This window comes from Cohnella sp. GCM10027633, assembly GCF_042675445.1.
Classification (GTDB): domain Bacteria; phylum Bacillota; class Bacilli; order Paenibacillales; family Paenibacillaceae; genus Cohnella.
On the sequence record NZ_JBHTGV010000006.1, the window covers coordinates 1 to 23405 of the forward strand.

Sequence of the window (23405 nt, forward strand, 5' to 3'; positions counted from 1 at the left end):
ACCGCCTGTTCTTTAAACTCTTCGTTGTAATGCTGTCTTCTCTCACTCATGCCGGACACCTCTTAATTCTTGTTGAGTTTATTATCTGTTTGCGCTTATGAGGTGTCCACTTTTTATTCTAGTTGCAGTGACAGCGTTATTCCGACGATCGGCAGCCATTCGGCGATTTAGCGTTATGTGGCGGCGTTATTCCGACGATCGGCAGCCATTCGGCGATTTAGCGTTATGTGACAGCGTTATTCCGGCGATCGGCAGCCGCTCCGCGATTTAGCGGTATGTGGCGGCGTTATTCCGGCGATCGGCAACCATTCGGCGATTTAGCGTTATGTGGCAGCGTTAAGCGTGACTTTTCTTCATAAACGCCAAAAAAGCGGCGCGGGAGTCTCCCCCGCGCCGCATCTCGTCACTTGCCGCCATCGTTGTCCGCGAACTTCGCGCCGCCGGCTCCCGCATGGAGCACCGACCCCGCAGGCGCCGCGGCGAAGGCGTCCGCCGCGACCGGCAGCTCTCCGAACTGCCAATCCGCGTCCGCATGGATCATATGCTCGCCGAACACGTGGCGGAACACTTCCTCGATCCGGTCGACCGGGACGACGCGAACGCCTTCGAGTCCTTCGAAGATCGCCTGCCAATTTTCCTTCGGAATGAGCACCGTCTCTACGCCCGCCTGCAGCGCCGCTTCCACCTTCGCGATGACGCCGCCGACCGGCTTGACCGCGCCGTGAATACTAACTTCGCCGGTCATCGCCAGCTTGTTGTCCACCGGCTGCCGGATGAGCGCGGACGCGATCGCGACCGCCATCGCGACGCCCGCGGACGGTCCGTCCACCGGCGTTCCGCCGGGGAAGTTGATGTGCAGGTCGAAGTTCTCCGGTTGGAAGCCGTTGCGACGCAAGATCGTCAGCACGTTGTCGAGCGAGCCCTTCGCCATGCTCTTGCGGCGCAGCGTGCGTTGACCGCCCCCGAGCTCTTCTTCCTCCACGACGCCGGTAATGTTGTATTGCCCCCGCCCGTGATGCGCGGGAATGGCCGTTACTTCGATCTCGAGCAACGCGCCCATGCTCGGTCCGTAGACGGCGAGGCCGTTCACGAGGCCGATCTGCGGCTTCGCGGGCACTTTGCGTTCCGGACGCGGAGGCAGCTGGCTGCTGTTGACGACCCACTCGATGTCGGACGCGCCAAGCTCCTCGCGGCTTTCCGACAGCGCCAAGCCCGCGGCGAGTTGAATAATGTTTACCGCTTCCCGGCCGTTCGTTGCGTATCGTTTGACGACCTCGAGCGTCTCCTGGCGCGGTACGAAGCCGATTTTCTGAATCGCGTTCTCCGCGATCTGGCCGATTTCGTCGGGCAGCAACGGCCGGAAGAACACTTCCATGCAGCGGCTCCGAATCGCGGGAGGCAGCTCGGACGGCGAACGCGTCGTCGCTCCGACGAGCCTGAAGTCCGCGGGCAGTCCGTTCTGGAAAATATCGTGGATATACATCGGGATGTTCGTGTCTTCCGCGTGGTAATACGCGCTCTCCAGAAACACTTTGCGATCCTCGAGCACCTTCAGCAGCTTGTTCAGCTGGATCGGATGCAGCTCGCCGATCTCGTCGATGAACAGAATGCCGCCGTGCGCCTTCGTTACCGCGCCCGGCTTCGGCTGCGGAATGCCGGCGACGCCCATCGCGCCGGCTCCTTGATAGATCGGATCGTGCACCGATCCGATGAGCGGATCGGCGATTCCGCGCTCGTCGAACCGCGCCGTCGTCGCGTCGATCTCGGTGAACTTCGCTTCCATGCGAAAGGGAGACAGCTTGTTCTTCTTCGCTTCCTCGAGAATGACGCGGGCCGCCGCGGTTTTGCCGACGCCCGGAGGGCCGTAGACGAGCACGTGCTGCGGATTGCTGCTGCACAGCGCCGCCTTGAGAGCGCGGAGCCCTTCCTTCTGTCCGACGATGTCCGAGATCGATACCGGTCTCGTCTTCTCGGCGAGAGGCTTGGTCAGAGAGATCGAACGCAGCTTGCGAAGCTTGTCCATCTCTTTGCGCGACTCCCTGTCGACCGCGCTGCGATTGGTTTTCTGGTTACGCAGCAAATTCCAAAAATAAATGCCGATGACGACGGCGAAAAACACTTGAACGAGCATAAGAATGGTGCTTAATGTCATCTGAATCCGTCCTCCCCAATCGCGCCTTGCTTCGGTTCCATGGCGCCGCATGCGGTGTAATGGCAACAACAAAAAACCGGCCCCGGGCTATACTTGGTAGTATTGCCCGAATACCGGTTAATATAGTCATTCAGATTTCCAACAGCTCGCGGATATCTTCCTCCGTGAGCGACGAGATCGCCGCGTCTCCGGACTGGATTACCTCGTCGATCAAATCTTTTTTGCGTTGCTGCAGCTCCAGCATCTTCTCCTCGATCGTCCCTTGCGCCACGAGCTTGATCACCTGCACGACGTTCTTCTGTCCGATCCGGTGCGCCCGGTCCGCGGCTTGCTGCTCGACGGCCGGATTCCACCACAGATCGAACAGGACGACCGTGTCGGCCCCGGTCAAGTTCAGTCCCGTTCCGCCCGCCTTCAGCGAGATGAGGAACATATCCCTTTCCCCGTCGTTGAATTGCTGGCACATGTCGATGCGATTGTGCGTCGGCGTCGAGCCGTCGAGGTAAAAGTAAGAGAGCTCGCGTTCGTCCAACTGCTTCCGGATAATGTCCAGCATCGAAGTGAACTGCGAGAAGATGAGCATCCGCTTGCGGCTGCCTTGGCATTCCTCGACGATCTCGAGCAACTGCTCCAGCTTGCCGGACGTCCCTTCGTAGCCTTCGATGAACAAGGCGGGATGACAGCATAGCTGCCTGAGCCTCGTCAGCCCGGCCAATATCCTCATCCGGCTTCGCTGGAAGCCGTTGTCCGCCAAATCCCGCGCGATGTCGTTCTGGAGCTTCTCCAAGTAGACCATGTACAGCTGCTTCTGTTCCAGCGACAATTCCGACGGCTGCACGCTCTCGATCTTATCCGGCAGCTCCTTCAGCACCTCGCTCTTCAGGCGGCGGAGAATGAACGGCTTGATGATCCGCGCGATCTTCTCGCGGGGAAGATCCGCGAACGCCTTCCTCCCCCCGAACAAGCCCGGGAATACGACGTCGAAGATCGACCACAGCTCGTCGAGGGAATTCTCGATCGGCGTCCCGGTGAGGGCGAACCGCTGCGCGGCGCGCAAGCGGCGAACCGCGTGAGCCGTCAACGACGCATGGTTCTTGATCGCCTGGGCTTCGTCGAGGAACAGCGCTCGGAACCGCTGCTTCTCGTACCATTCGATATCTCTTCGCAGCAGCGGATACGACGTGATCCAGACGTCCGCGGAAGACAGATCGACCATCCTCTCGCTGCGTTCCTGCCTGTCTCCGGCGGCGACGACCGTGCGGACGCCCGGCGCGAACTTCTTGAACTCGCGCTCCCAGTTGTAGATGAGGGACGCAGGCGAGACGATGAGGACCGGAGCATGCTTCGGCGTCTCCCGGAGCTCCGCGGTTTCCTCCGATTGATCGGAGTCCGCGCGCTTCCGCTCTTGCAGTTCTGCCACGACGTAGGCGATGCTCTGAATCGTCTTGCCGAGTCCCATATCGTCGGCGAGAATGCCGCCAAGCCCGTAATAGGACAACGTCTTCAGCCATTGGTAGCCGTACTTCTGGTAATCCCGAAGAATCGGATCCAGCTCGGCGGGCAACTCGAAATCCAAGTTGTCCGGGTTGCGCAGATTGTCCCACAGCTTGCGCAGCGAGCGACCGAGCTGCACGCCCGGCGTCGCCCCGAATTGATCCATGAGCTGGAATCCCCGCACGGCGGGCATCCGTAGCCGGTTGCCGTTCATATCCGGCTTCGTCAGATCGAGCTCGTCGAACAGACGGTGGATTTCCTTGAAGCTGTCTTGCTCCAACGACAAGAACGCGCCGTTCGAAGTGCGGTAATACTTCTTCTTCTCGACCAGGTTCCGCAGCAACTTCTGAATCTCTTCCGTATCCATGCCTTCCATGTCGAACGACACTTCGAGCCATTCCGTATGCGGATCGACGTCGAGTCGGGCTTTGGGCCGGTATTCTTCGGCTCGCGTGATGTCCTTCACCGACGCGGTCGAATAGATCGCGACGTCGTTCGCGAGCAGAGGCAACAAGCCGAACAGGAAGTCGTAGATGTCGTCCTCTTGATCGAGATAGACGTCCTTGCCGTTAAACTTGAAGGCTGCTCTCTCGATGAGCGACATGATCCGGTGCTCCCGTTCGACGTCCCGCATCAGAATGACGTCCGGACGCGAAGTCTGCGTATCGGACCTCGGCAGCGGACGGATGACAATGTCGTCGTAGACGTATTCGAGGCTGGCTTGCAGCTTGTGATCCTGATAATCCAGGTGCATCCGGGCTTGCAACGGCGGATTGACGATCCGATCGGCGATCTGCGGCGAGATCTCCACGTCCATGAACGGCTTCAAGCCGCGAACGACGCGCTCGAGGAACGGCTCGAGCTGATCCGGCTGAATGAGCAGCCGAGTCCGATTCTCGTAGTGGAACATGCGCTTCACTTCCGACATTCGCTTCAGTTGCTCGCCGTCCGCCAAGAACAGCATGCCGTTCACGACGGCCGTGCCGTAGTTGTCGAGGAAGATCGCGTTCTTGAGCCCTTCGAACTCCAGCTGATACCCCGAATCTCCCGCCCTGTCGAGCTGCGCGAAGATCGGAAGCGTCCCCTCCATGACTCGCATCCGGTGGCTGTTGCCCGCCTTGTCTTCGTAACGCATGTTAACGTGCTCGATTAGAGGCAACATCCGCTCCCAGATCGCCGGAGGAATCATGAGGATCCTCTCCTCGCGGTGCGAGTAAGAGGAGAACGAGTGGAACAGGTCCTTGTAGATCTCCTCGGCGCGCATCGCTTCGATCATTAGCCGAATGAACCGGTCGTCGGCTTCCTTGAAGACATGCTCGAGCGGGTCGTATGCGAAATGCTTCGCGAACGTCATCGGGTTGCGCCCTTCGACGTTGTTCAGGAAGTCTTTCATTCGTTGCACGATATAAAGCCGGGTGACGCCCAGCTTCATCGTCACCGCGAACATCGGACGACTCGAGAAGCCCTGCATCACCCTGCAATTGAACTCCACTTCAAGCTCCTGCGTCAGCTCGGGAATGGCTTCTTCTTCAAGCATAAGCTCCGACTGACGGGTAATATCCCGGTCGAACAAGTAGATGACTTGCTTCGTCAGCTGCGCGTCCTTATCGGATATCTCGACCGGCTGCGAAGATTCGGCCTGCTGCTCATCCTCCGCCAACGCCAGCAGCGCCGCCGCGATATGCGGACAGAAAGCCTCGGTCGCTCCGTAAGCGTCGCAAGTGCACGATGCTTCAATCTTCTCCGGTCCTTGGATCGAGATCTCGACCTCGAACCGGCCGTTCGGGTTCGTCTTCACGACCGCGGCGAATACGCCGCCGGCCGTCTCCTGCTTCAAGGAAGACACCTGACCTCCCCGCAGCATCGCTTCGCCTTGCTTCGCTATCGATTCGGCGCACAATCGTTCGACGGTCGCCCGGTCGAGCAATCGCTTCACTTGTTCCTTGTTGCTAGCCATTACGTATCAACCCGCATTTCCTTCTGACGATTGAATACCAAGGTGAACTCGCTTTTAATGCTTCCGCCCCGGAATCTCGCCGGTTTCGGTATAGACCGCGACGATATGGTCGATTTCCTTCTTCAGCTCGCCGACAAGCTCCGCCTCCGGCACTTTGCGGATCATTTCGCCGTAGCGGAACAGCATGCCTTCCCCGCGAGCACCGGCGATTCCGATGTCGGCTTCGCGCGCTTCGCCCGGTCCGTTGACCGCGCAGCCCAGTACGGACACCTTGATCGGCACCTTCAGCTTCGATATATATTCTTCAACCTCGTTCGCTACCGAGAACAAGTCGATATCCAGTCTTCCGCAAGTCGGGCAGGAGATCAACGTCGGCGCGTCCGTTATGAGATGGAATACCTTAAGCAATTCGCGGGCGGCTTTAATCTCCTCGACCGGGTCCGCGCTGAGCGAGATGCGCATCGTATTGCCGATGCCCTGCGCGAGCAGCACGCCAAGACCGGCCGCGCTCTTCACGGTGCCGGAGAACAGCGTTCCGGCTTCGGTAATGCCGAGATGCAGCGGATAACGGATGACTTCCGCCGCCTTCTGATACGCTTCGATAGCCATCGGTACGTCGGATGCTTTAAGAGAGACGATAATATCGTGAAAATCGAGTTCTTCCAAAATGCCGATATGGAACAGCGCGCTCTCGACCATCGCATCCGCCGTCGGGTACCCGTACTTCTCCAGCAAATGGTTCTCTAGCGAGCCCGCATTAACGCCGATCCGGATCGGGATGCCCCGCTCCTTGCATGCTTTGACGACCGCCTCCACCTTCTCGCGGCGGCCGATATTGCCCGGATTGATACGGACTTTATCGATGCCGTTCTCGATCGCGAGCAACGCGAGCCGATAGTCGAAGTGAATGTCCGCGACGAGCGGAATGCTGATCTGCCGTTTGATTTCCTTGATCGCTTCCGCGGCTTCCTTGTTGTTGACGGTTACCCGGACGATCTGGCAGCCCGCTTCCTCCAGACGCTTGATCTCCGCGACCGTGGCGTCGACGTCCGCCGTCTTCGTCGTGCACATGCTTTGCAAGATTACTTGGTTGTTGCCGCCGATCGTTAAATTTCCCACGCGAACGGCGACGGTATCGGTACGTTTGTACATCTGCGTCATTCTCCCCTGTATAAGCCAAAGTCCACCCCGATGGCTTCGGGGTGGAACCGGCAATTAAGGCGAAACCCGAGCGGCCGAAAGACCATTCGGCTCTCATCCTGCTCCCGTTTACGCGCTCTCTTCTTTTTTCTTGCCTTTCTTCGTCGTCAGCTCCGGCGCCAGCTTATCCTTGATGACCTTCTCGGTCACGAGGCAGTTGACGACGTCGTCGCGCGAAGGCACTTCGTACATGACGTCGAGCATGACGCCTTCGATGATCGCCCGAAGTCCGCGCGCTCCCGTGTTGCGCTTGATCGCTTCGCGAGCAATCGCCTCGAGCGCGCCGCCGTCGAATTCCAGCTTGACGTTGTCCATCTCGAGCAGCTTCTGATATTGCTTGATCAGAGCGTTCTTCGGTTCGGACAAGATGCGAACGAGCGCTGCTTCGTCGAGCGGCTCCAACGTGGAGATGACGGGAAGACGTCCGACGAACTCCGGAATAAGACCGAACTTGAGCAGGTCTTCCGGTTGCGCGAGCGACAAGTATTCGCCGGCCTTCATATCCTTCTGCCCTTCGAGCACGGAGCTGAAGCCGATGACTTTCTTGCCGATCCGGCGTTTGATGATCTGCTCGAGACCGTCGAACGCGCCGCCGCAAATGAACAGAATGTTCGTCGTATCGATCTGGATGAACTCTTGGTGCGGATGCTTCCGTCCGCCTTGCGGAGGAACGGACGCGACCGTGCCCTCGAGAATTTTGAGCAACGCTTGCTGCACGCCTTCGCCCGATACGTCGCGGGTAATCGAAGGATTCTCGGATTTGCGGGCGACTTTATCGATTTCGTCGATGTAGATAATGCCGCGTTCGGCTTTCTCTACGTCGTAATCGGCTGCTTGAATCAGCTTAAGCAAGATGTTCTCGACGTCTTCGCCGACGTAACCGGCTTCCGTCAAGGACGTCGCGTCCGCGATCGCGAACGGAACGTTCAGGATCTTCGCCATCGTCTGAGCGAGGAGCGTCTTGCCGGAGCCGGTAGGTCCTACGAGCATGATGTTGCTCTTCTGGAGCTCTACGTCCTCGATCTTCGCTTGGGAATTGATCCGCTTGTAGTGGTTATATACCGCGACGGACAGCGACTTCTTCGCTTGCTCCTGGCCGATGACGTATTGGTCGAGAATGTTGCGGATGTCTTTCGGCTTCGGAATATCCTTCATATCGAGTTCTTCTTCGTGGCCCAGCTCTTCCTCCACGATCTCGGTACACAGCTCGATACACTCATCGCATATATAGACACCCGGACCGGCGACCAGCTTGCGCACCTGATCCTGGGATTTGCCGCAGAACGAGCATTTCAGTTGACCTTTTTCGTCGCTAAATTTAAACATGTAAACCCTCCTTTGTGAAACAGCTTGAAGTGCGCTTCTTAAGCGCTGGCAGGCGATGCGATCGGCGTCGTGATGACGCGATCGACAAGCCCGTATGCGACGGCTTCTTCCGCGCTCATGAAGTTGTCGCGATCGGTATCGCGCTCGATCTTCTCGTACGGTTGGCCGGTGCGTGCGACGTAGATATTGTTCAGCTTTTCCTTCGTCTTCACGATCCAATCCGCGTGAATCTTAATGTCGGATGCCTGACCTCTTACCCCGCCTAGCGGCTGGTGAATCATGATCTCGCTGTTCGGAAGCGCGAACCGTTTGCCTGGCGCGCCGGCCGTCAGCAGAAGCGAACCCATGCTTGCGGCCATGCCTACGCAGATCGTGGACACGTCCGGCTTGATGAATTGCATCGTATCGTAGATTCCCATGCCGGCCGTTACCGAACCGCCTGGGGAGTTAATGTACAGATGGATGTCTTTCTCGGGATCCTCGGCAGCCAAGAAAAGCAGTTGGGCAATAACGAGATTGGCAACATCGTCGTCAATCGCGCTACCCAGAAATATAATCCTGTCTTTCAAGAGCCTAGAGTAAATGTCGTACGACCGCTCTCCGCGATTCGTCTGCTCGACGACCATAGGTACCAACATGCAACCAACCTCTTTTCTTATTGGACTTCAAATCTCGGTAATATTCTAACACGTTCAAAACCGAATGTCATGTTGACAAGCGCCTGCCGTCGCGGACGCCCTTATTGCTGCGTTGCGTTATGTAAGAGGGGTGAAAAATAAGGCACGCGGGTTACACGTGCCTTATCGTATCGCTTGATGCTGTAGATTTACGCGGTTTTGCTTTGTTCGACGAGGAATTTCACGGCTTTGCGGACTTTCAGGTCGGAGCCCAGGTTGTCCAGATAGCCGTTCGAAGCGAAGATGCCGCGAAGCTCTTCAGCCGGACGGTTGTAAAGCTTGGAAAGGTTCTCCAGCTCTTCCTCGATGTCCGTTTCCGAGACTTCAAGGCCTTCCGCCTTCGCGATTTCTTCGAGAACAAGGTTGTTGCGAACGCGCTTCTCCGCGTCGGTTTTCATTTGTTCCTTCAACGCAGCTTCGTCTTGACCGCTGAATTGGTAGTACATGTCGAGGTTCATGCCTTGCATGCGAAGACGGTTCTCGAAATCCTTCAGCATGTGGGTGATCTCGCTGTCCACGAGTACCGCAGGCACTTCGAGTTCGGCGCCTTCCGCTGCTTTGTCGACGATCGCGAGCTCGCGCGCGCCTTCGAGGTCTTTGGATTTGCGTTCTTGCAGTTTGCTCGTCAAATCCGCTTTGTATTCGTCCAGCGTGTCGAACTCGCTGACGTCTTTCGCGAACTCGTCGTCAAGCGCGGGAACGTTCTTCCGCTTGATCTCGTGCAATTTCACTTTGAACACGACAGGCTTTCCCGCCAAGTTCTCGGCATGATAATTTTCCGGGAAAGCAACTTCGATGTCCTTCTCTTCGGCGATGTTCAGGCCGACGACTTGGTCTTCGAAGCCCGGAATGAACGAGCCGGACCCCAGCTCGAGCGCGTATTGCTCGCCTTTGCCGCCTTCGAACGGCACGCCGTCCAGGAAGCCTTCGAAGTCGATAACCGTGTGGTCGCCCAATTGCGCGGGGCCTTCGTCCACGACCGCGAGCTCCGCATGGCGTTGTTGCAAGCGGTTCAGCTCGGCATTGATCTCTTCGTCGGACACGGATGCGTCTTCTGCAGGCACGACGAGGCCTTTGTACTCGCCGAGCTTCACTTCCGGCTTAACGGTAACTTTCGCTTTGAACTTGAACGCTTGTCCTCTGCCGAATTGCTCGACGTCCACGTCGGGACGGTCGATCGGCTCGATGCCTGCTTCTTCAACGGCTTTCGTATACGCTTCCGGCAGCAAGATGTCGATCGCGTCTTGGTACAGGCTTTCGATGCCGAAACGGGCTTCGAAGATGCCGCGCGGCACTTTGCCTTTGCGGAATCCAGGCACGTTCACCTTTTGAACGACTTTGCGGAACGCTTTGTCCAGAGCGACGGTGACTTGATCCGCGTCGATCTCGACGTCAAGGACGCCGATGTTCTTCTCTATTTTTTCCCAGTTTGCTTTCATATTATGCTTTCCCCTCCGTAACTTCTTGCGCGCGTAATCGCGGCCTTTACATAAACCACTCTATTATAGAACAACATCGAGCGCCATTCAAGATGAACCTTCGCGTCATGAATTTCTCGGCTCCACCGCGTACTGGCGAAGCCACCTGAGCGCCTGTTCGTAACGGAATCGGAGCTCGGCGGTTATGCCGTACTGCTCCCTGATCCATTCGTCGTTCTGCTTGCCGTGCAGCTTCTCCAGCAATAACTGGTGAAGCGCGGCCGCCCACAGGTCGGACACGCTGTCGCTGCCGTCGATCATGCTCCGGTAAGTCGCGGTGCCGTACGCGGATTGGACGCAATCCTTCCACATCTCTTCCGCGAAGTAGCTGAGCGTCGGATCGGACACTTCCGCGGCTTGATGGACGCGATCGAGCACCTCGTGAATGCCCGCGGGAAAATCCGCGAACGCGAGCGGCGTATCGCCCGCTTCGACCGTCAAGCTCTCCCCGTCGCGCCATAGGGCGACCGGTCCGCTGGAGCCTTGCTTGCGCAGCGCCTGCAACGCCTTGAACTGGACGGAAGGCAGGTAAGGTTGCCTTGCCAGCCATTGCTTGAGCGCGTTCTCGATATCCGGGTGCTCCACGTGCATCAGTTGCCCGAGCGCGAGCATCTGTTGTTCCGGATCGTCTCCGTTGTAGAGAGTAGCCAACAACTTCGGTATGTATTCGGTGTCCGTCTGCGCCCGATCGGCGACCTTACGCCTGAGCCAGCCGTCTTCTTCCTGCTCGTCCTCCTCGCCTGCGTCCTCGTCCGCCATCCTGTCCGGACCGAAGTCCGAGGATGCGTCCGGGAACGCCGCGTCCAGCCAGCCGAGCAGCGCCTGCCATTCGGTATGATGGCGCTCGGCGTCGCCGCGGCACTGCAGCAGAAATTCGAGCAAGCCTTTGGCATCGCCGTATCGTTCCGTCTCCAACATCTTCGTCAGCTGGATCTGGTAGTAATCGAGCGTCTTCGGGAACAGGACGAGATTGTCTTTATGTTGTTCCGTCATGGGGAATCCCCCTTCCAAGCCGTTCAACGCGGCATGTTCCGTATCACCGCATTATAGCATGAACGGCATGTCAAATGGAAAATTCCCCGATCGGACGATGCCTCGCGATCGTTGGAAGCGCTTGCCGACCGTTGCCTATTCGGATGGCGGCGTGCTATCATCGACGTAGTCGCATAACGCGCGGGTGTAGTTCAATGGCAGAACGCCAGCTTCCCAAGCTTGAGGCGTGGGTTCGATTCCCATCACCCGCTCCATAATGAATAACTTCTCGCGTGATGGGAAGACGAACCCGAATCCGGGTTCGACCGTCCGTGAAGACTCCTCGAACTACCCGAGTAGGACGCGCGTCGACATCTACCTTATCCGTTCCCGCAGGGGAACCTTTCAATCAAGATGTCGAGTATTCCCATCACCCGCTCCATACTGAAATCGCTTCTCGCGTAACCCGATATTTCCGCGCTATTTTCGCCCACGACGCCGATTTTGCCCCCGTAACACGATACTTCCGCGCTATTCCGCCACGCGAACGATCTCCGCCACGCCCATCCTACGCCCGACCTACCGGCATCGACGCCAAAATCCGCTCCAACGCGAACGTCCGGTACGCCCCTTTGACCGTGTCGAACCCTTTCACCGTGTTCCGATCGACCTTCCGCACGCGGATCTGCCGCTTCGTGATGTTCCCCTTGCTGTCCTCGTAGATCAGTTCGACGATCGCTCCGACGCACTTCTCGATCGGCATTGGATCCGCCTCCTGCAGGAACATTTGTTCCCATTATATAACGAACGTACGTTCTTATCAATAGCCTTTCCGTTTCTCCGCTCCTTAAACCCCTTCCGTTGTCCCTATGCCCTTAAGACCTATTTTTAATCAAAATATGTGGCGCAGGTTACAGAAATCGCCACAACCCCGGTGCTACACTTCGTTGTAGACAAGACAGATAGGATGGATGGAGGGGTACTATGCTCATCGTGCCCGTGGAACAACTGGTCGAAGGAGATTTGCTCGGACGGGGGATCTACGCCGCGGACGGGCGCCTGATGCTGAAGGAAGGCGCTACCTTAAACGACAGGCTGATCGAAGGAATCAAGCGGCTCGGCCAACGCTATATTTTCGTCGCCATGACGGAACACCGGGCGGCCGGAAACGACCGTCTCGATAAAATGGGCAACCTGATCCATTTGACGCAAGAGATGCTGCAACATATTTTCCAATCGATCCGTCAAATGAACGGTTTCCCGATTCGTCCGCTGCTGGAATGGGCCGACCACGTAACCGAGGTCGTCGCCGGGGACCCGGAGCTGACGATCGGCAGCAACGATCTGTACGCTTCCGGCGATTCCGAGCTGGTCTCGCACAGTCTTAACGTCTGCTTCCTGTCGTTGATGACCGCCAAGGCGCTCGGCTACAAGAAAGCGCGGCTCGAAGAAGTCGCCATCGGCAGCCTGCTGCACGACGTCGGACTCGTCCTGCCGCATGACCATACGCTGCTCATGCATCACCCGATGGTCGGCTACGATATGCTGCGCAAAGTGAAAGGCATCCCCGACGGGGCGCTCAGAATCGTTCTTCAGCATCACGAGCAGATCGACGGCCGCGGATTCCCGTACGGCATCCGCGAGGCGCAGCTCGAAGAAGCCGCCCAAATATGCGGAATCGCGAGCGAATTCGATTACTTCTTGAACGATCGGACGGCCGATCGCCTTCCGTCGGAAGGAATCGACATGGTCATGTCGAAGATAGATACATTCTGTTCCTACGCGGTCGCGAGGGCGTTCATCCGATCGTTCCAGCCGTATCCGGTCGGCACGAACGTCATGCTGAACGGCGGCTTGACCGGAGAAGTGCGCGCGGTCAACAAAGCGAACGCCTGCCGGCCCGTCGTGCAGCTCGACAACTCCGACGCGCGGATCGATCTGATGTCGAGCACGACGTTCAAGATCGAGAAGGTTCTTCAACAACGCTAGACCTAAGGGGGTGAGAGGATGCCGATCGATCGACGGAAGCTTCAGGCGTCGATTCCTTTTTTTCGCGATATCGACCCCGTACTTCTGGACCGCATGGCGCCTTACATTCACCAGAAGACGTACCGCAAGGGCGAATTGATTTTCCTCGAGGGCGACTACGGCAACGAGATCTTCTTCATCGGGAGCGGTTCCGTCAGCATCTATACGTTCGACAAGTCGAAAAAGGTCATTCTCGCGTTCCTGCGCGAGGGCGAGTATTTCGGAGAAATGGCTTTGATGAAGCCGGGGCTCGTGCGCTCCGCGACCGCGGAATGCCTCATGCAGACGAAGCTGTACATCCTGCGCAGGGGTGACTTCCAGCTGCTCATCGAGCAAGACCGCAATATCGCCTTCCTACTGCTCGACTATACGATGGAACGGCTGCGGCGCGCGAACCAACAAATCTACGATCTGACGTTCCTGAACGTCAGGACGCGCATGCTCAAGCGCCTGCTCGCCTTGGCCGAGCACGGAGGCCCGATCGAAGGGAACGAATGCACGATCCCGCTGAAGATCACTCACCAGCAGCTGGCCGAGATGGTCGGCGCGGTACGCGAGACCGTATCGAAGGTGCTCCAGGAGCTGCAGGACGAAGGTTTGATCGTCATTCAGGACCGGTTCATCCGCCTCATGAACGTTCAGGAGCTTCGCGATCGTATCGAAGCCGACGCGTAACAATCGAATTCGCGAATTGACAATATAAGCCTTGCGAAGCCAAAACGTTCTGTGATACAATAGCTCTCGCGTGTCCCAGTAGCTCAGCTGGATAGAGCACTCGCCTTCTAAGCGAGTTGTCGGGGGTTCGAGTCCCTCCTGGGACGCGCTTAACCGATCGAATCCTATGAATGAATCGATAGAAACCCCGAGAATCCGCTTAGCGGACCTCGGGGTTTTGGCTTTACCAGGCATTATTATCGGCATGACTCCGGCATTACTCGAACGGATACTTCAAGTTCCATTGCCATCTGATGCTGTCCAGCGTATGCATGAGCTGCGCCGTCTCGTCCTGCGTCATCCCCGCGCTCTCCTTGCGTCCTTCGCGCAGGCAAGCCATCGCTTCTTCCGCCTCGAATACGTAGCCGTGCGCTTGGCGATCATGGGCGAACGCCACCGGCTCTTCGCCGGACACGTGCAGCGTCGCCGATCTCGCAGCCAGAAATTCGGGAACCCGAATGTGCCCCTTCGTTCCGTAGATGACGGCATCGTTCATCATGCCGAGCTGGACCGCGCCGTGGAGCGAAGCGGTGCGCCCGCCGGCGTACTCGAACAGCAGCGAGAATTGCTCGTCCACGCCCGTCTCTCCGATGCGCACGGTGCTCATGATCTTATCGGGCTGCGCCCCGTACACCATCGAGGCGAACGACACCGGATAGATGCCGGCGTCGAGCAACGTTCCTCCGCCGAGCGCGGGGTTGAGCAAACGGCCTTCCGGCTGCCAACCGACGTTGAAGCCGAACTCCGCCTTCACGAGCCGAACTTCCCCGATCTTCCCTTCCGCGAGCCACTCCCGCACTTGGCGGATCGCCGGCAAGTACCGGGTCCACATCGCTTCCATGAGGAAGACGCCGTTCTCCTTCGCGCACGCGATCGCTTCTTCGGCTTCCGCCGCGTTCATCGTGAACGGCTTCTCGCACAGCACCGCCTTGCCCGCCCGAAGGAACGTCAACATGTTCTCCTTATGGATCGGATGCAGCGTCCCTATGTACACGATATCGACTTCGGGGTCCCGCGCCAGCTCCTCCATGCTCCCGTACGCTCTCCGAGCGCCGTAATCCTGCGCGAACTTGCGCGCCTTGTCCAAGTCGCGGCCCGCGACGGCGGCCAATTCCGCGCCCTCCGCATAAGCCAGGTCCTTGGCGAACATGGACGAGATCCATCCCGGTCCCGCGATTCCCCATCTGATCTTTGTTGCCGCCATTCTCCCATCGTTCCTTTCGCGGTTCGTCTATGGCTTTCCTCGTTTATTATCTCATATCGGCCGGTTAACGGGCGCCTGACTCGGTAAAATAAGTGAATAGTCGCTCGGCCAATAGGAACGGAGGCACGAATCTAATGGGAATGTGGCTCATTTACGCGTTATTGTCGGCGGCAACCGCCGCTCTCGTCGCAATATTCGGCAAAATCGGACTCAAGGACGTCGACGCGAATTCCGCCACCGCGATCCGGGCCGTCGTCATGGCCGTCTTCCTGCTCGGCGTCGTCGCCGCGCAGGGCAAGTTCGGACAGCTCGGAGAACTGTTCGCGCAGCGCAAGGCGATGCTGTTCATCTTGCTAAGCGGGGCGGCCGGCGCGCTATCCTGGCTGTTCTACTTCTTGGCGTTGAAGTCGGGCAAAGTGTCGCAGGTCGGTCCGATCGACAAGCTGAGCGTCGTGCTCGCCGTCGTGCTCGCCTACTTCTTCCTCGGCGAACGCATCAGCTACCTGAACGCGGCGGGCGTCGCGTTGATCGCCGTCGGCGTCTTCCTGACGGCGATTAAATAGAAGCGAAAAGGTCGCCCAAGAGAGATGATCTCTCCGGGCGACCCTTTTCTCATGCGGCTATCTCCTTTTTACCGGTTATGCGGCCTTGCCGGACTGTTCTGCGCGGGGTGGAGCTCGTCGCGATTTTTTATGACGTTTTGCGCGAAAGCGTCCCCTTGGTTGGAGTACTTGTTGCCGTTCGTCTTCTTGTACTTCTGCGCCACGCCGCTCGCTCCTCTCGGACTCGGTTAATCGTTCGTGCTTCGCTTAAGATGCCTCCCGAGCGCCTCCGAGATTCCTTCCATGGCGAGCAGACGGGAAGTGAATTGTTCCCTGTCGATCAATCCCAGGTGGTCCGGCCCCGAGAACATCTGCGTCCCGACGTCGGCGTACGCGCTGTGCAGGTTGTTGTCGAACCAATCGATCTCCGCGTCCGCGTCGTTCGCCAGCACGTTCGCCAGCTTGTACGATCCGTCGGCGCCGACGGTGAAATACGCGAAAAATTGCGGGTCTCTCGGGTGTCCCGTGAACACCTCGACCTCGGCGATCCGATGTCCCCCGCGGTCCAATACCCGGCTATAGCGGGCGTCCCGAACCGTCATCATCTCGCTGTTCTCCCCCGATCCTCATCGTAAAATATCCATCGATTCGATATGATGCTTCGTCTCGTCGGTTCCAAGTTCGTGCAGCATTCTGTAAATGTCGTGGATGAGCCCGTCGTAGGTGTCGTCCTCCACGGGATCGCTTACCGTCGGGCTGCCCGAGAACGTGAACGCCGCCGCTTCGTCCGTGCTGGACGTCTCCTCGAACAGCTCCTGCAGCTTGTTCAGCTCCTCCTCGTTCGCGCGAATGACGAGCTCGAACGGAGCCGCTTCCTTGTCCTCGAGCACTTGTCCCGCTCCGACCGAGACATAGTACGTCTTCCTTCCGTGATCCGGTTCATGGGCTTCGGTCATAAGGGCATGGAACCTCCTTTCCCGGTTTCGCTTGCTTGTCCGTAATGTATTTTCTCCCGACGGACATACATTTTATGCCTTATTTCGCATATCATCTGGTGAGGTGAAGTCTCATGTGTGGAATAACCGGCTGGATCGACTGGAACTACGATCTTACGAAGCAGGCGGACACGATCGAGAAAATGACCGAGACGTTGGAATTGCGAGGTCCGGACGCGTCCGGCACCTGGCTGTCGCGGCACTGCGCGTTCGGGCATCGCCGGCTGTCCGTCATGGATCCCGCCAATGGGGCTCAGCCGATGGTGCGAAGGGCCAAGCAAGCCGAGGATCAGGATTGCGTCGTCGTCTACAACGGCGAACTGTATAACGCGCCGGAATTGAAGAAGGAACTGGAGGCGACCGGCTACCGCTTCCGAACGACTTGCGATACCGAAGTGCTGCTGCAAGCTTACGTCGAATGGGGACCCGCGTGCGTCGAGAAGTTCAACGGAATATTCGCGTTCGCGATCTGGCGGACCGACGAGGAGAAGCTATTCATGGCGCGCGACCGGCTTGGCGTCAAGCCGCTTTTTTATCGGCGGGAAGAAGGACGGCTGCTGTTCGGGTCGGAAGCGAAGTCGATATTGGCGCACCCTGACGTGCCCGCGGAGATCGACGCCGAAGGGCTCGCCGAGCTGTTCGTCATCGGGCCGGCCAGAACGCCGGGACACGGCGTATGGCGCGACTTCTTCGAACTGAAGCCCGGACATTGCTTGCAGTACGATCGCAACGGCATGCGAATCTCGGCGTATTGGCAGCTCGAGAGCTCGCCGCACGAGCATGACGAGCAAGAGACGGCCGAGCGCGTCGGGGAACTGCTGGCCGACACCGTGGAGCGCCAGCTCGTATCAGACGTGCCGGTGTGCACCTTGCTGTCCGGCGGACTCGATTCCAGCGCGCTGACCGCGCTTGCCGTCTCGTATTACGAGCGGGAAGGACAAGGCAACGTCCATACGTTCTCCGTCGACTACGTCGACAACGACAAGCATTTCAAATCGCATGATTTTCAACCGAACGCCGACGCGCCTTGGATTACGAGAATGAGCCAACATCTGAGCACCGTGCACCATCCCGTTCAATTCGACACGCCGGAGCTCGTGGACGCGCTGGAAGCGGCCGTGTTGGCCAAGGATCTGCCCGGCATGGCGGACATCGACGCCTCGCTCTACTTGTTCTGCCGGGAAATCAAGAAGGAAGCGACCGTCGCGATATCCGGCGAAGCCGCGGACGAAATCTTCGGGGGCTATCCTTGGTTCCATCGGGAAGAGGCGCTCAAAGCCGAGACGTTTCCCTGGTCGCTCGCCACCGGCATGCGCGCCGGACTGCTGTCGCCCGAGCTTCGCGAGAAGCTGCAGCCGCACGTCTACTTAGCGGATCGCTACTCGCAAGCGGTCGCCGAAGTACCGAACTTGCCCGGCGAAGATGAAGCGCGCGGCCGAATGCGAAGAATGAGCTATTTGAACATCACGCGGTTCATGCCTACGCTGCTCGACCGCAAAGACCGGATGAGCATGGCGGTCGGTCTCGAGGTTCGCGTGCCGTATTGCGATCATCGGCTCGTCGAGTACGTTTGGAACATTCCTTGGGAGATCAAGACCGCGGGCAACCGGGAAAAAGGGATCTTGAGGAAAGCGCTGGAAGGCGTTCTCCCGCACGACGTGCTCTACCGCAAGAAGAGTCCGTACCCGAAGACGCACAATCCGAACTACTTGTCCGCCGTAAGCTCGCGGCTGCTCGACCGGCTCGACGATCCGTCTTGCCCGCTCCTGCCGCTCATCAACGTCGCGCGGGTACGCGAATTGGCGAGCAACGCGGACGCCAGCTCGCATCTGCCATGGTTCGGCCAGCTCATGTCCGGCCCGCAGCTGTTCGCGTACTTGCTGCAAATGGACTTCTGGCTGCGGCACTATAAGGTAAGGCTCGTGTTATGAGGTTCTCGAGGCGCGCTCAAGTCGATACGTCGGCAGGCGCGCCTCTTATCGTCACTATCCCTTCGGGTCAGGAGGTGCTCCCTGACCGAAAGGGATAGTGATCATAAGGAACGCGAAAGGACCGCGGCCCGAGCACATTCGTGCCCGCCGCGGTCCTTCGTTTGTCCAACTTACCTCGACGATCGCAACAGCTCGACCAGCTTCCGAAGCGCCTCGCCGCGATGGCTGATCGCGTTCTTCTCGGCGATCGTCAGCTCCGCCATGCTCTTGCCGTGCGCCGGCACCCAGAACAGCGGATCGTAGCCGAAGCCGCCCTCGCCCCGCGATTCCCGAAGAATGTAACCCTCCGCCGCTCCTTCCGCACGCACGACGCTGCCGTCCGCCGGATCGTACAACGCGAGCGAACAAACGAATCGCCCCGCGCTCAGCGCGTCCGGTCCGCCGCCGGCCACCTCAACGGAAGCGCCGATCGCGGCCAACTCCCGAAGCAGCTTCGCGTTGTTCGACGCGTCCGTCGCGCCCTCTCCGGAATATCGCGCCGAATACACGCCCGGCGCCCCGTCCAGCGCGTCCACGCACAGCCCCGAATCGTCCGCGAGTACGGGAAGCCCGACGATATCGGCGACCGCGCGAGCTTTAATCAGCGCGTTGTCCGCGAACGTCGTCCCCGTCTCTTCGATATCCGGCACGCCCTCGACCTCGCGCAAGTCGCGAACCTCGATCCCGAGCGCGCCGAACGCCTCGCGGAACTCCTTCGTCTTGCCGGCGTTGCACGTCGCGATAACGAGCGTGCCGCCATGCCCGATCATACCTTGCCCCCGCCGATCCGCGCTCCCGCTTCGCCGAGCGTGTCCCGTTGCAGTTCGATGAGCCGCAGAATGCTCTCTTCCGCGAGCGACAGCATGCCGTCCAGCTCCGCCCGCGAGAACGGAGATTCCTCTCCCGTGCCTTGCACTTCCACGAACGCCCGCGCCCCGGTCATGACGACGTTCATGTCGACCTTCGCTTTGGAGTCTTCCTCGTAGTTCAAGTCGACGATCGGCCGCTCCTGCATGACGCCGACGCTGATCGAAGCCAAATAATCGGTGAGCGGATAAGTGCCGAACTTCACATTAGCGTCCAGCTTATGTATCGCCAGCGCGAGCGCGATGTAAGCGCCGGTGATCGAAGTCGTCCGCGTGCCTCCGTCCGCTTGCAGGACGTCGCAATCGAGCGTGATCGTCCGCTCGCCGAGCGCGTGCAAGTTCACGACCGAACGAAGCGCGCGCCCGATCAACCGCTGGATTTCCATCGTGCGGCCGGTCAGCTTGCCTTTGGCCGATTCCCGCTGGTTGCGGGAATGCGTGGCGCGCGGCAGCATCGAATATTCCGCCGTAACCCAGCCTTTGCCTTGCCCTTTCAGGAACGGCGGCACCCGCTCTTCGACGCTCGCGGTGCACAGCACCTTCGTGTCGCCGGCTTCGATAAGCACCGAGCCTTCCGCGTATTTATTCGGATGAAGGGTGACGGAGAAAGATCTCAAGTCACCGGGCTGTCTTCCATCGGATCTCATTATCGTTATATGCCTCCCAGGTACTGAATCTTTCCCATTCTACCAAAGTATCCGCGCAAAAGCACCCCGGAGCGTCTTCTCCCGGTCTGCATGATTCGAGGCGCGCCGGGTAATATATAACCATGGAAACAATTGGTTCAACGCGCGAAGAAGCGCCTCCGCGGCCGGCAGGCTGGGCGGAGGCGCTTGCGGTCCCGTCTTACGGGATCAGCTCTTCAGCGCGTTAATGACCGTCGGGCGCACGACCGGCTGATCGTACGGGCGATCCTTGGAATCGAGGAAGGAGTCGTCGCCGTTCATCACGACTCGCACTTGCGGCGCCCCCGTCGTTTCCGTCATCGTCAGCACGAGAGCTTCCATCATATCGGCGGGAACGCCGGCATTCGCTTGGTGCGCGTCGTCCCTCAGGGAGACGTTCACGGTGTCGGCCAGCCGGTCCAGCTGTTCGATCGTCATCTTCGCGTCCATGACGGGCTTCAGCGCCTTCGCGTCCGACGGGCCCTTGATCAGTTGCTCCAACGCGGCCCGCGCCCGGTCCTGCGATCTGTCGACGACGCGCGTCACCGGAACGAAGTAGCCTTCGCCCGCTTCGGATTGCGCCGAGAAGTACAAGGTAACCGCCATGGAACGGTTCGCAGCGACTCCCTTCGCCTGCTCGACGTTAATGCCGATAGACCGGGTCAGTACGTCGTACACGGGCAATCCGGACGTCGGCAACGCGCGCAGCGGTTGTCCGTCGACCGTGAGCTTCACTTGGTCGATGCCCGGCAGCTCGGTCATCGTCCAGACGAGCGCCTCGAGCAGATGGCGTTCGTCCGCGGCGGCCATGGTCGGCAGAGGAGACGCGATATCGATCGTCATCGCTCCCGCGGCTTCGTCGACTTGGATGCCGCTCACCTGCAAGCCTTCGGGCAACGCGCCCGCGAAACCTTCGGGAAGCTGTTCCTTCAACTGCTCGTCCGCCGTCATCCAATCGATCGCCTGCTGTGCCGCGGCGACCGCAGACTTGTTCTCCATGTCGACGCCCAGCGTCATCGGTGCCAAATACCCGTTCCGGTCCATAAGATATACGGTCAACTGGTCTTTGTTCAGCAAGACGCCTTGCGCCGTTCCGTCCGCTTCACCGAGCATCGACTCTTCCAAGCCGGACGGAATCGGGTCGATGGACGCCCGCGGCTCGTCGTTGCCGTTCTGCGCGCAAGCCGCAAGGACAGGGAGCAGCAGCAGGACGGACGCCGCCATTTTCCGCCTCACGATTCGATCGAATTTCGCTTTCATCTTTTTTCCTCCCGCAGGGACCGCCGTAACATCGCATCCCGATTTGTAGTACTATGTATACGAGCCCTTCGGACAAATATGTATGGTTTGTCCTTCCAGGGTTCGCGATTCGCCCGCGGGCGCATTGACTGCCAAGAAGAGAGGTGTTGTTCATGTCTGAACCGAACGTCTATCGTCTGAACAGCAAGTTCGTCGCCGAGTCGACGGAAGAGTGGCTTACGAAACGCGGCGTTACCAAAGAGCAGATCGGACAGCTCGTCATGCTGCTGCAGAAGGATTACTTCCCGGAGCTGACGCTAGCCGAGTGCGTCGTCAACGTCGAAGCGGTATTGTCCAAACGCGAGGTGCAGAACGCCGTGCTGACCGGCATCCAGCTCGACATGCTCGCCGAAGAAGGCAAGCTGCTGCCGCCGTTGCAGGATATGATCAAATACGACGAAGGGCTGTACGGCTGCGACGAGATACTCGCCCTCAGCATCGTCAACGTATATGGCAGCATCGGATTCACGAACTTCGGCTATATCGACAAATTCAAGCCAGGCGTGCTCAAGAAGCTGAACGACAAGAGCAGCGGGCAGATTCATACGTTCCTAGACGACATCGTCGGCGCGATCGCGGCGTCGGCATCGAGCCGCCTCGCGCATCGGAAGCAAGCCGAACGCGAAGCGGCGAACGGCCCGGTGGACGTCTCCGGAGACTGATCCGACTCGTCGGACCGATCGCCGGTCGGGGATCATGCATCCTAGCGATGTTATTCATCGCAAGCATACAAGAACGGCGGCTAGGGGGTTCGCTCCCCCATAGCCGCCGTTCTTGTTACGCCCGCTCGTATCGAATGATGCCCGCTTCCTCCGCCCGCCGCAGCAATCCGCGCTTCTCGAGCACGATCAAATGCGCGATCGTCTCCGCGAGGGCGAACCGCAGCTGGTGCGCGTTGCTCCGCAGCCGCGAGCCGAACAGCATCTCGCACATTGCGAACGCGGTGACGGAGCCGTCCGAGACGAGCTCGGCCATTCTCGCCAAGCGACGTTCGTGATGCTCGAGCAGCTCCTCTATCCGCTTCGCGAAGTCCGGGAACGGATTCCGGTGGCCCGGGTACGCCATCCCGACGTCGAGACCGCGCATCGCGGCAACGCTGTCCATGAACGACGTCAGCGGATCGGGATCCGCGCCGGGCATCCAGCCGATGTTCGGCGTAATGTCGGGCAGCACTTGGTCACCGCAGATGAGCCGCCGGCCGGACGCGTCGTAGAAGCTAATATGCCCCGGTCCATGGCCGTCTCCGCGAATCATGCGCCAGCTCGCCCCGCCCATTCGCAGTTCTCCTCCCGGCTCGAGGATGCGGACGTCCGCCGGGTGCGGCGCCACCTTGCTCCGGAACGAGACGAGATGCTCCCTCATGTCCGCTTCGAGCTCCGGAGCAAGCCCGTTCGCGAGCAACGCCTGCGTCAGCTCGTCCGAGAACGTCTCCCCTTCGCCCCACAGTCGCCGCGCCGCGTCGAGCGCGACCTGCGAAAGATATACGGCGGCACCGCCGCTCCGCATCTGGAACCATCCCGCCAGCCCGTAATGATCAGGGTGGTGATGGGTCAGCACGATGCGCCGAATCGACGTCCAAGGAATGCCGCATTCCGCGAGCGTATTCTCCCAATAGGCCGTCGTATCGTCCGTCATGAGACCCGGATCGATAACCGTCCAGCCTTGCCCGTCCTCGTCGGGCAGCAAGTAGCCGTTCACCCATTTCAGCGAGAACGGCAGCGGCACTTTCGCTTGCACCCAGCCGTTCTCCAGCCTCGTCCATCCGTTCCCGCCCGTTCGTTCCGTCATTTTCCTCCGCCCTTCCCGACGAGATCGCCGTTTGTCTTACGCCATCGTACCCGAATCGGCAACCGTTGCCAAGCGAAC

Annotated in this window: 21 protein-coding genes and 2 tRNA genes; 7 read left to right on the top strand and 16 right to left on the bottom strand. The window is 59.1% G+C overall.

Annotated features, from left to right (window positions below):
• Positions 1-403: 403 nt before the first annotated feature.
• From lonB to ACFQZG_RS15630, 7 genes are all read right to left on the bottom strand, one after another.
• Entirely contained in the window at positions 404-2152 is a 1749-nt protein-coding gene (gene lonB / locus ACFQZG_RS15600) for an ATP-dependent protease LonB (RefSeq protein ID WP_378154083.1), read from the bottom strand.
• A gap of 130 nt (positions 2153-2282) precedes the next feature.
• The gene (locus tag ACFQZG_RS15605) at positions 2283-5603 is read right to left on the bottom strand and encodes an SNF2 helicase associated domain-containing protein (protein ID WP_378154085.1); all 3321 of its coding nucleotides are present in this window, start codon (positions 5601-5603) and stop codon (positions 2283-2285) included.
• Positions 5604-5657: 54 nt separating this feature from the next.
• Positions 5658-6755, bottom strand: coding sequence for a flavodoxin-dependent (E)-4-hydroxy-3-methylbut-2-enyl-diphosphate synthase (gene ispG / locus ACFQZG_RS15610; RefSeq protein ID WP_378154087.1), 1098 nt, complete (start codon positions 6753-6755; stop codon positions 5658-5660).
• A gap of 117 nt (positions 6756-6872) precedes the next feature.
• Entirely contained in the window at positions 6873-8129 is a 1257-nt protein-coding gene (gene clpX / locus ACFQZG_RS15615) for an ATP-dependent protease ATP-binding subunit ClpX (protein WP_378154089.1), read from the bottom strand.
• Positions 8130-8167: 38 nt separating this feature from the next.
• On the bottom strand, positions 8168-8767 hold the full coding sequence (gene clpP, locus ACFQZG_RS15620) for an ATP-dependent Clp endopeptidase proteolytic subunit ClpP (RefSeq protein ID WP_378154091.1): 600 nt from the start codon (positions 8765-8767) through the stop codon (positions 8168-8170).
• A 188-nt stretch (positions 8768-8955) separates the two neighbouring features.
• Positions 8956-10245 carry a trigger factor gene (gene tig / locus ACFQZG_RS15625; protein WP_378154093.1) on the bottom strand — a complete coding sequence of 430 codons (1290 nt, stop codon included), beginning with the start codon at positions 10243-10245 and terminating at the stop codon, positions 8956-8958.
• 105 nt (positions 10246-10350) lie between these two features.
• Positions 10351-11277: a hypothetical protein gene (locus ACFQZG_RS15630; RefSeq protein ID WP_378154095.1), complete on the bottom strand. Its 927-nt coding sequence runs from the start codon at positions 11275-11277 to the stop codon at positions 10351-10353.
• A 180-nt stretch (positions 11278-11457) separates the two neighbouring features.
• On the opposite strand from ACFQZG_RS15630, the gene ACFQZG_RS15635 reads away from it, so the two are divergent.
• A tRNA-Gly gene (locus ACFQZG_RS15635) sits at positions 11458-11531 on the top strand.
• Between the two features lie 293 nt (positions 11532-11824).
• Here ACFQZG_RS15635 and ACFQZG_RS15640 read toward each other — a convergent pair.
• Positions 11825-12019: a hypothetical protein gene (locus ACFQZG_RS15640; protein WP_378154096.1), complete on the bottom strand. Its 195-nt coding sequence runs from the start codon at positions 12017-12019 to the stop codon at positions 11825-11827.
• A 221-nt stretch (positions 12020-12240) separates the two neighbouring features.
• Between ACFQZG_RS15640 and ACFQZG_RS15645 the strand changes: the two genes are divergently transcribed.
• The 3 genes from ACFQZG_RS15645 (at position 12241) to ACFQZG_RS15655 (ending at position 14105) form a co-directional block, all read left to right on the top strand.
• Complete coding sequence (locus tag ACFQZG_RS15645; RefSeq protein WP_378154098.1) at positions 12241-13245, top strand: HD-GYP domain-containing protein; 1005 nt, start codon at positions 12241-12243, stop codon at positions 13243-13245.
• 18 nt (positions 13246-13263) lie between these two features.
• A complete protein-coding gene (locus ACFQZG_RS15650; protein WP_378154100.1) occupies positions 13264-13959 on the top strand; it encodes a Crp/Fnr family transcriptional regulator in 696 nt (231 codons plus the stop codon).
• 72 nt (positions 13960-14031) lie between these two features.
• Positions 14032-14105, top strand: a tRNA-Arg gene (locus ACFQZG_RS15655).
• Positions 14106-14215: 110 nt separating this feature from the next.
• Here ACFQZG_RS15655 and ACFQZG_RS15660 read toward each other — a convergent pair.
• Complete coding sequence (locus ACFQZG_RS15660; protein WP_378154102.1) at positions 14216-15202, bottom strand: Gfo/Idh/MocA family protein; 987 nt, start codon at positions 15200-15202, stop codon at positions 14216-14218.
• Positions 15203-15336: 134 nt separating this feature from the next.
• Between ACFQZG_RS15660 and ACFQZG_RS15665 the strand changes: the two genes are divergently transcribed.
• Positions 15337-15765, top strand: coding sequence for an EamA family transporter (locus tag ACFQZG_RS15665; RefSeq protein ID WP_378154104.1), 429 nt, complete (start codon positions 15337-15339; stop codon positions 15763-15765).
• Between the two features lie 68 nt (positions 15766-15833).
• Here ACFQZG_RS15665 and ACFQZG_RS15670 read toward each other — a convergent pair whose 3' ends face one another.
• The 3 genes from ACFQZG_RS15670 to ACFQZG_RS15680 are packed head-to-tail and all read right to left on the bottom strand — an operon-like array spanning position 15834 to position 16700.
• On the bottom strand, positions 15834-15968 hold the full coding sequence (locus ACFQZG_RS15670) for a hypothetical protein (RefSeq protein WP_378154106.1): 135 nt from the start codon (positions 15966-15968) through the stop codon (positions 15834-15836).
• Between the two features lie 24 nt (positions 15969-15992).
• On the bottom strand, positions 15993-16349 hold the full coding sequence (locus ACFQZG_RS15675) for a hypothetical protein (RefSeq protein WP_378154108.1): 357 nt from the start codon (positions 16347-16349) through the stop codon (positions 15993-15995).
• 21 nt (positions 16350-16370) lie between these two features.
• A complete protein-coding gene (locus ACFQZG_RS15680; RefSeq protein ID WP_378154110.1) occupies positions 16371-16700 on the bottom strand; it encodes a hypothetical protein in 330 nt (109 codons plus the stop codon).
• Between the two features lie 113 nt (positions 16701-16813).
• On the opposite strand from ACFQZG_RS15680, the gene asnB reads away from it, so the two are divergent.
• Entirely contained in the window at positions 16814-18670 is a 1857-nt protein-coding gene (gene asnB / locus ACFQZG_RS15685; RefSeq protein WP_378154111.1) for an asparagine synthase (glutamine-hydrolyzing), read from the top strand.
• A gap of 170 nt (positions 18671-18840) precedes the next feature.
• Here asnB and rdgB read toward each other — a convergent pair whose 3' ends face one another.
• From rdgB to ACFQZG_RS15700, 3 genes are all read right to left on the bottom strand, one after another.
• Positions 18841-19479 carry an RdgB/HAM1 family non-canonical purine NTP pyrophosphatase gene (gene rdgB / locus ACFQZG_RS15690; RefSeq protein ID WP_378154113.1) on the bottom strand — a complete coding sequence of 213 codons (639 nt, stop codon included), beginning with the start codon at positions 19477-19479 and terminating at the stop codon, positions 18841-18843.
• On the bottom strand, positions 19476-20222 hold the full coding sequence (rph, locus tag ACFQZG_RS15695; RefSeq protein ID WP_378154115.1) for a ribonuclease PH: 747 nt from the start codon (positions 20220-20222) through the stop codon (positions 19476-19478). The genes rdgB and rph overlap by 4 nt, the downstream gene beginning before the upstream one ends.
• 207 nt (positions 20223-20429) lie before the next feature.
• Positions 20430-21500, bottom strand: coding sequence for a GerMN domain-containing protein (locus tag ACFQZG_RS15700; protein WP_378154117.1), 1071 nt, complete (start codon positions 21498-21500; stop codon positions 20430-20432).
• 152 nt (positions 21501-21652) lie between these two features.
• Between ACFQZG_RS15700 and ACFQZG_RS15705 the strand changes: the two genes are divergently transcribed.
• The gene (locus ACFQZG_RS15705) at positions 21653-22201 is read left to right on the top strand and encodes a phosphatidylglycerophosphatase A family protein (RefSeq protein WP_378154119.1); all 549 of its coding nucleotides are present in this window, start codon (positions 21653-21655) and stop codon (positions 22199-22201) included.
• A 115-nt stretch (positions 22202-22316) separates the two neighbouring features.
• Here the strand turns inward: ACFQZG_RS15705 and ACFQZG_RS15710 are convergent, their stop codons facing one another.
• On the bottom strand, positions 22317-23327 hold the full coding sequence (locus ACFQZG_RS15710; RefSeq protein WP_378154121.1) for an MBL fold metallo-hydrolase: 1011 nt from the start codon (positions 23325-23327) through the stop codon (positions 22317-22319).
• Positions 23328-23405 lie beyond the last annotated feature (78 nt).

Bases quoted from the DNA above. Each gene is read 5' to 3' on its own strand.
- lonB (WP_378154083.1), bottom strand. From the start codon at position 2,152: ATGACATTAAGCACCATTCTTATGCTCGTTCAAGTGTTTTTCGCCGTC.
- ACFQZG_RS15605 (WP_378154085.1), bottom strand. From the start codon at position 5,603: ATGGCTAGCAACAAGGAACAAGTGAAGCGATTGCTCGACCGGGCGACC.
- ispG (WP_378154087.1), bottom strand. From the start codon at position 6,755: ATGTACAAACGTACCGATACCGTCGCCGTTCGCGTGGGAAATTTAACG.
- clpX (WP_378154089.1), bottom strand. From the start codon at position 8,129: ATGTTTAAATTTAGCGACGAAAAAGGTCAACTGAAATGCTCGTTCTGC.
- clpP (WP_378154091.1), bottom strand. From the start codon at position 8,767: ATGTTGGTACCTATGGTCGTCGAGCAGACGAATCGCGGAGAGCGGTCG.
- tig (WP_378154093.1), bottom strand. From the start codon at position 10,245: ATGAAAGCAAACTGGGAAAAAATAGAGAAGAACATCGGCGTCCTTGAC.
- ACFQZG_RS15630 (WP_378154095.1), bottom strand. From the start codon at position 11,277: ATGACGGAACAACATAAAGACAATCTCGTCCTGTTCCCGAAGACGCTC.
- ACFQZG_RS15640 (WP_378154096.1), bottom strand. From the start codon at position 12,019: ATGCCGATCGAGAAGTGCGTCGGAGCGATCGTCGAACTGATCTACGAG.
- ACFQZG_RS15645 (WP_378154098.1), top strand. From the start codon at position 12,241: ATGCTCATCGTGCCCGTGGAACAACTGGTCGAAGGAGATTTGCTCGGA.
- ACFQZG_RS15650 (WP_378154100.1), top strand. From the start codon at position 13,264: ATGCCGATCGATCGACGGAAGCTTCAGGCGTCGATTCCTTTTTTTCGC.
- ACFQZG_RS15660 (WP_378154102.1), bottom strand. From the start codon at position 15,202: ATGGCGGCAACAAAGATCAGATGGGGAATCGCGGGACCGGGATGGATC.
- ACFQZG_RS15665 (WP_378154104.1), top strand. From the start codon at position 15,337: ATGGGAATGTGGCTCATTTACGCGTTATTGTCGGCGGCAACCGCCGCT.
- ACFQZG_RS15675 (WP_378154108.1), bottom strand. From the start codon at position 16,349: ATGATGACGGTTCGGGACGCCCGCTATAGCCGGGTATTGGACCGCGGG.
- ACFQZG_RS15680 (WP_378154110.1), bottom strand. From the start codon at position 16,700: ATGACCGAAGCCCATGAACCGGATCACGGAAGGAAGACGTACTATGTC.
- asnB (WP_378154111.1), top strand. From the start codon at position 16,814: ATGTGTGGAATAACCGGCTGGATCGACTGGAACTACGATCTTACGAAG.
- rdgB (WP_378154113.1), bottom strand. From the start codon at position 19,479: ATGATCGGGCATGGCGGCACGCTCGTTATCGCGACGTGCAACGCCGGC.
- rph (WP_378154115.1), bottom strand. From the start codon at position 20,222: ATGAGATCCGATGGAAGACAGCCCGGTGACTTGAGATCTTTCTCCGTC.
- ACFQZG_RS15700 (WP_378154117.1), bottom strand. From the start codon at position 21,500: ATGAAAGCGAAATTCGATCGAATCGTGAGGCGGAAAATGGCGGCGTCC.
- ACFQZG_RS15705 (WP_378154119.1), top strand. From the start codon at position 21,653: ATGTCTGAACCGAACGTCTATCGTCTGAACAGCAAGTTCGTCGCCGAG.
- ACFQZG_RS15710 (WP_378154121.1), bottom strand. From the start codon at position 23,327: ATGACGGAACGAACGGGCGGGAACGGATGGACGAGGCTGGAGAACGGC.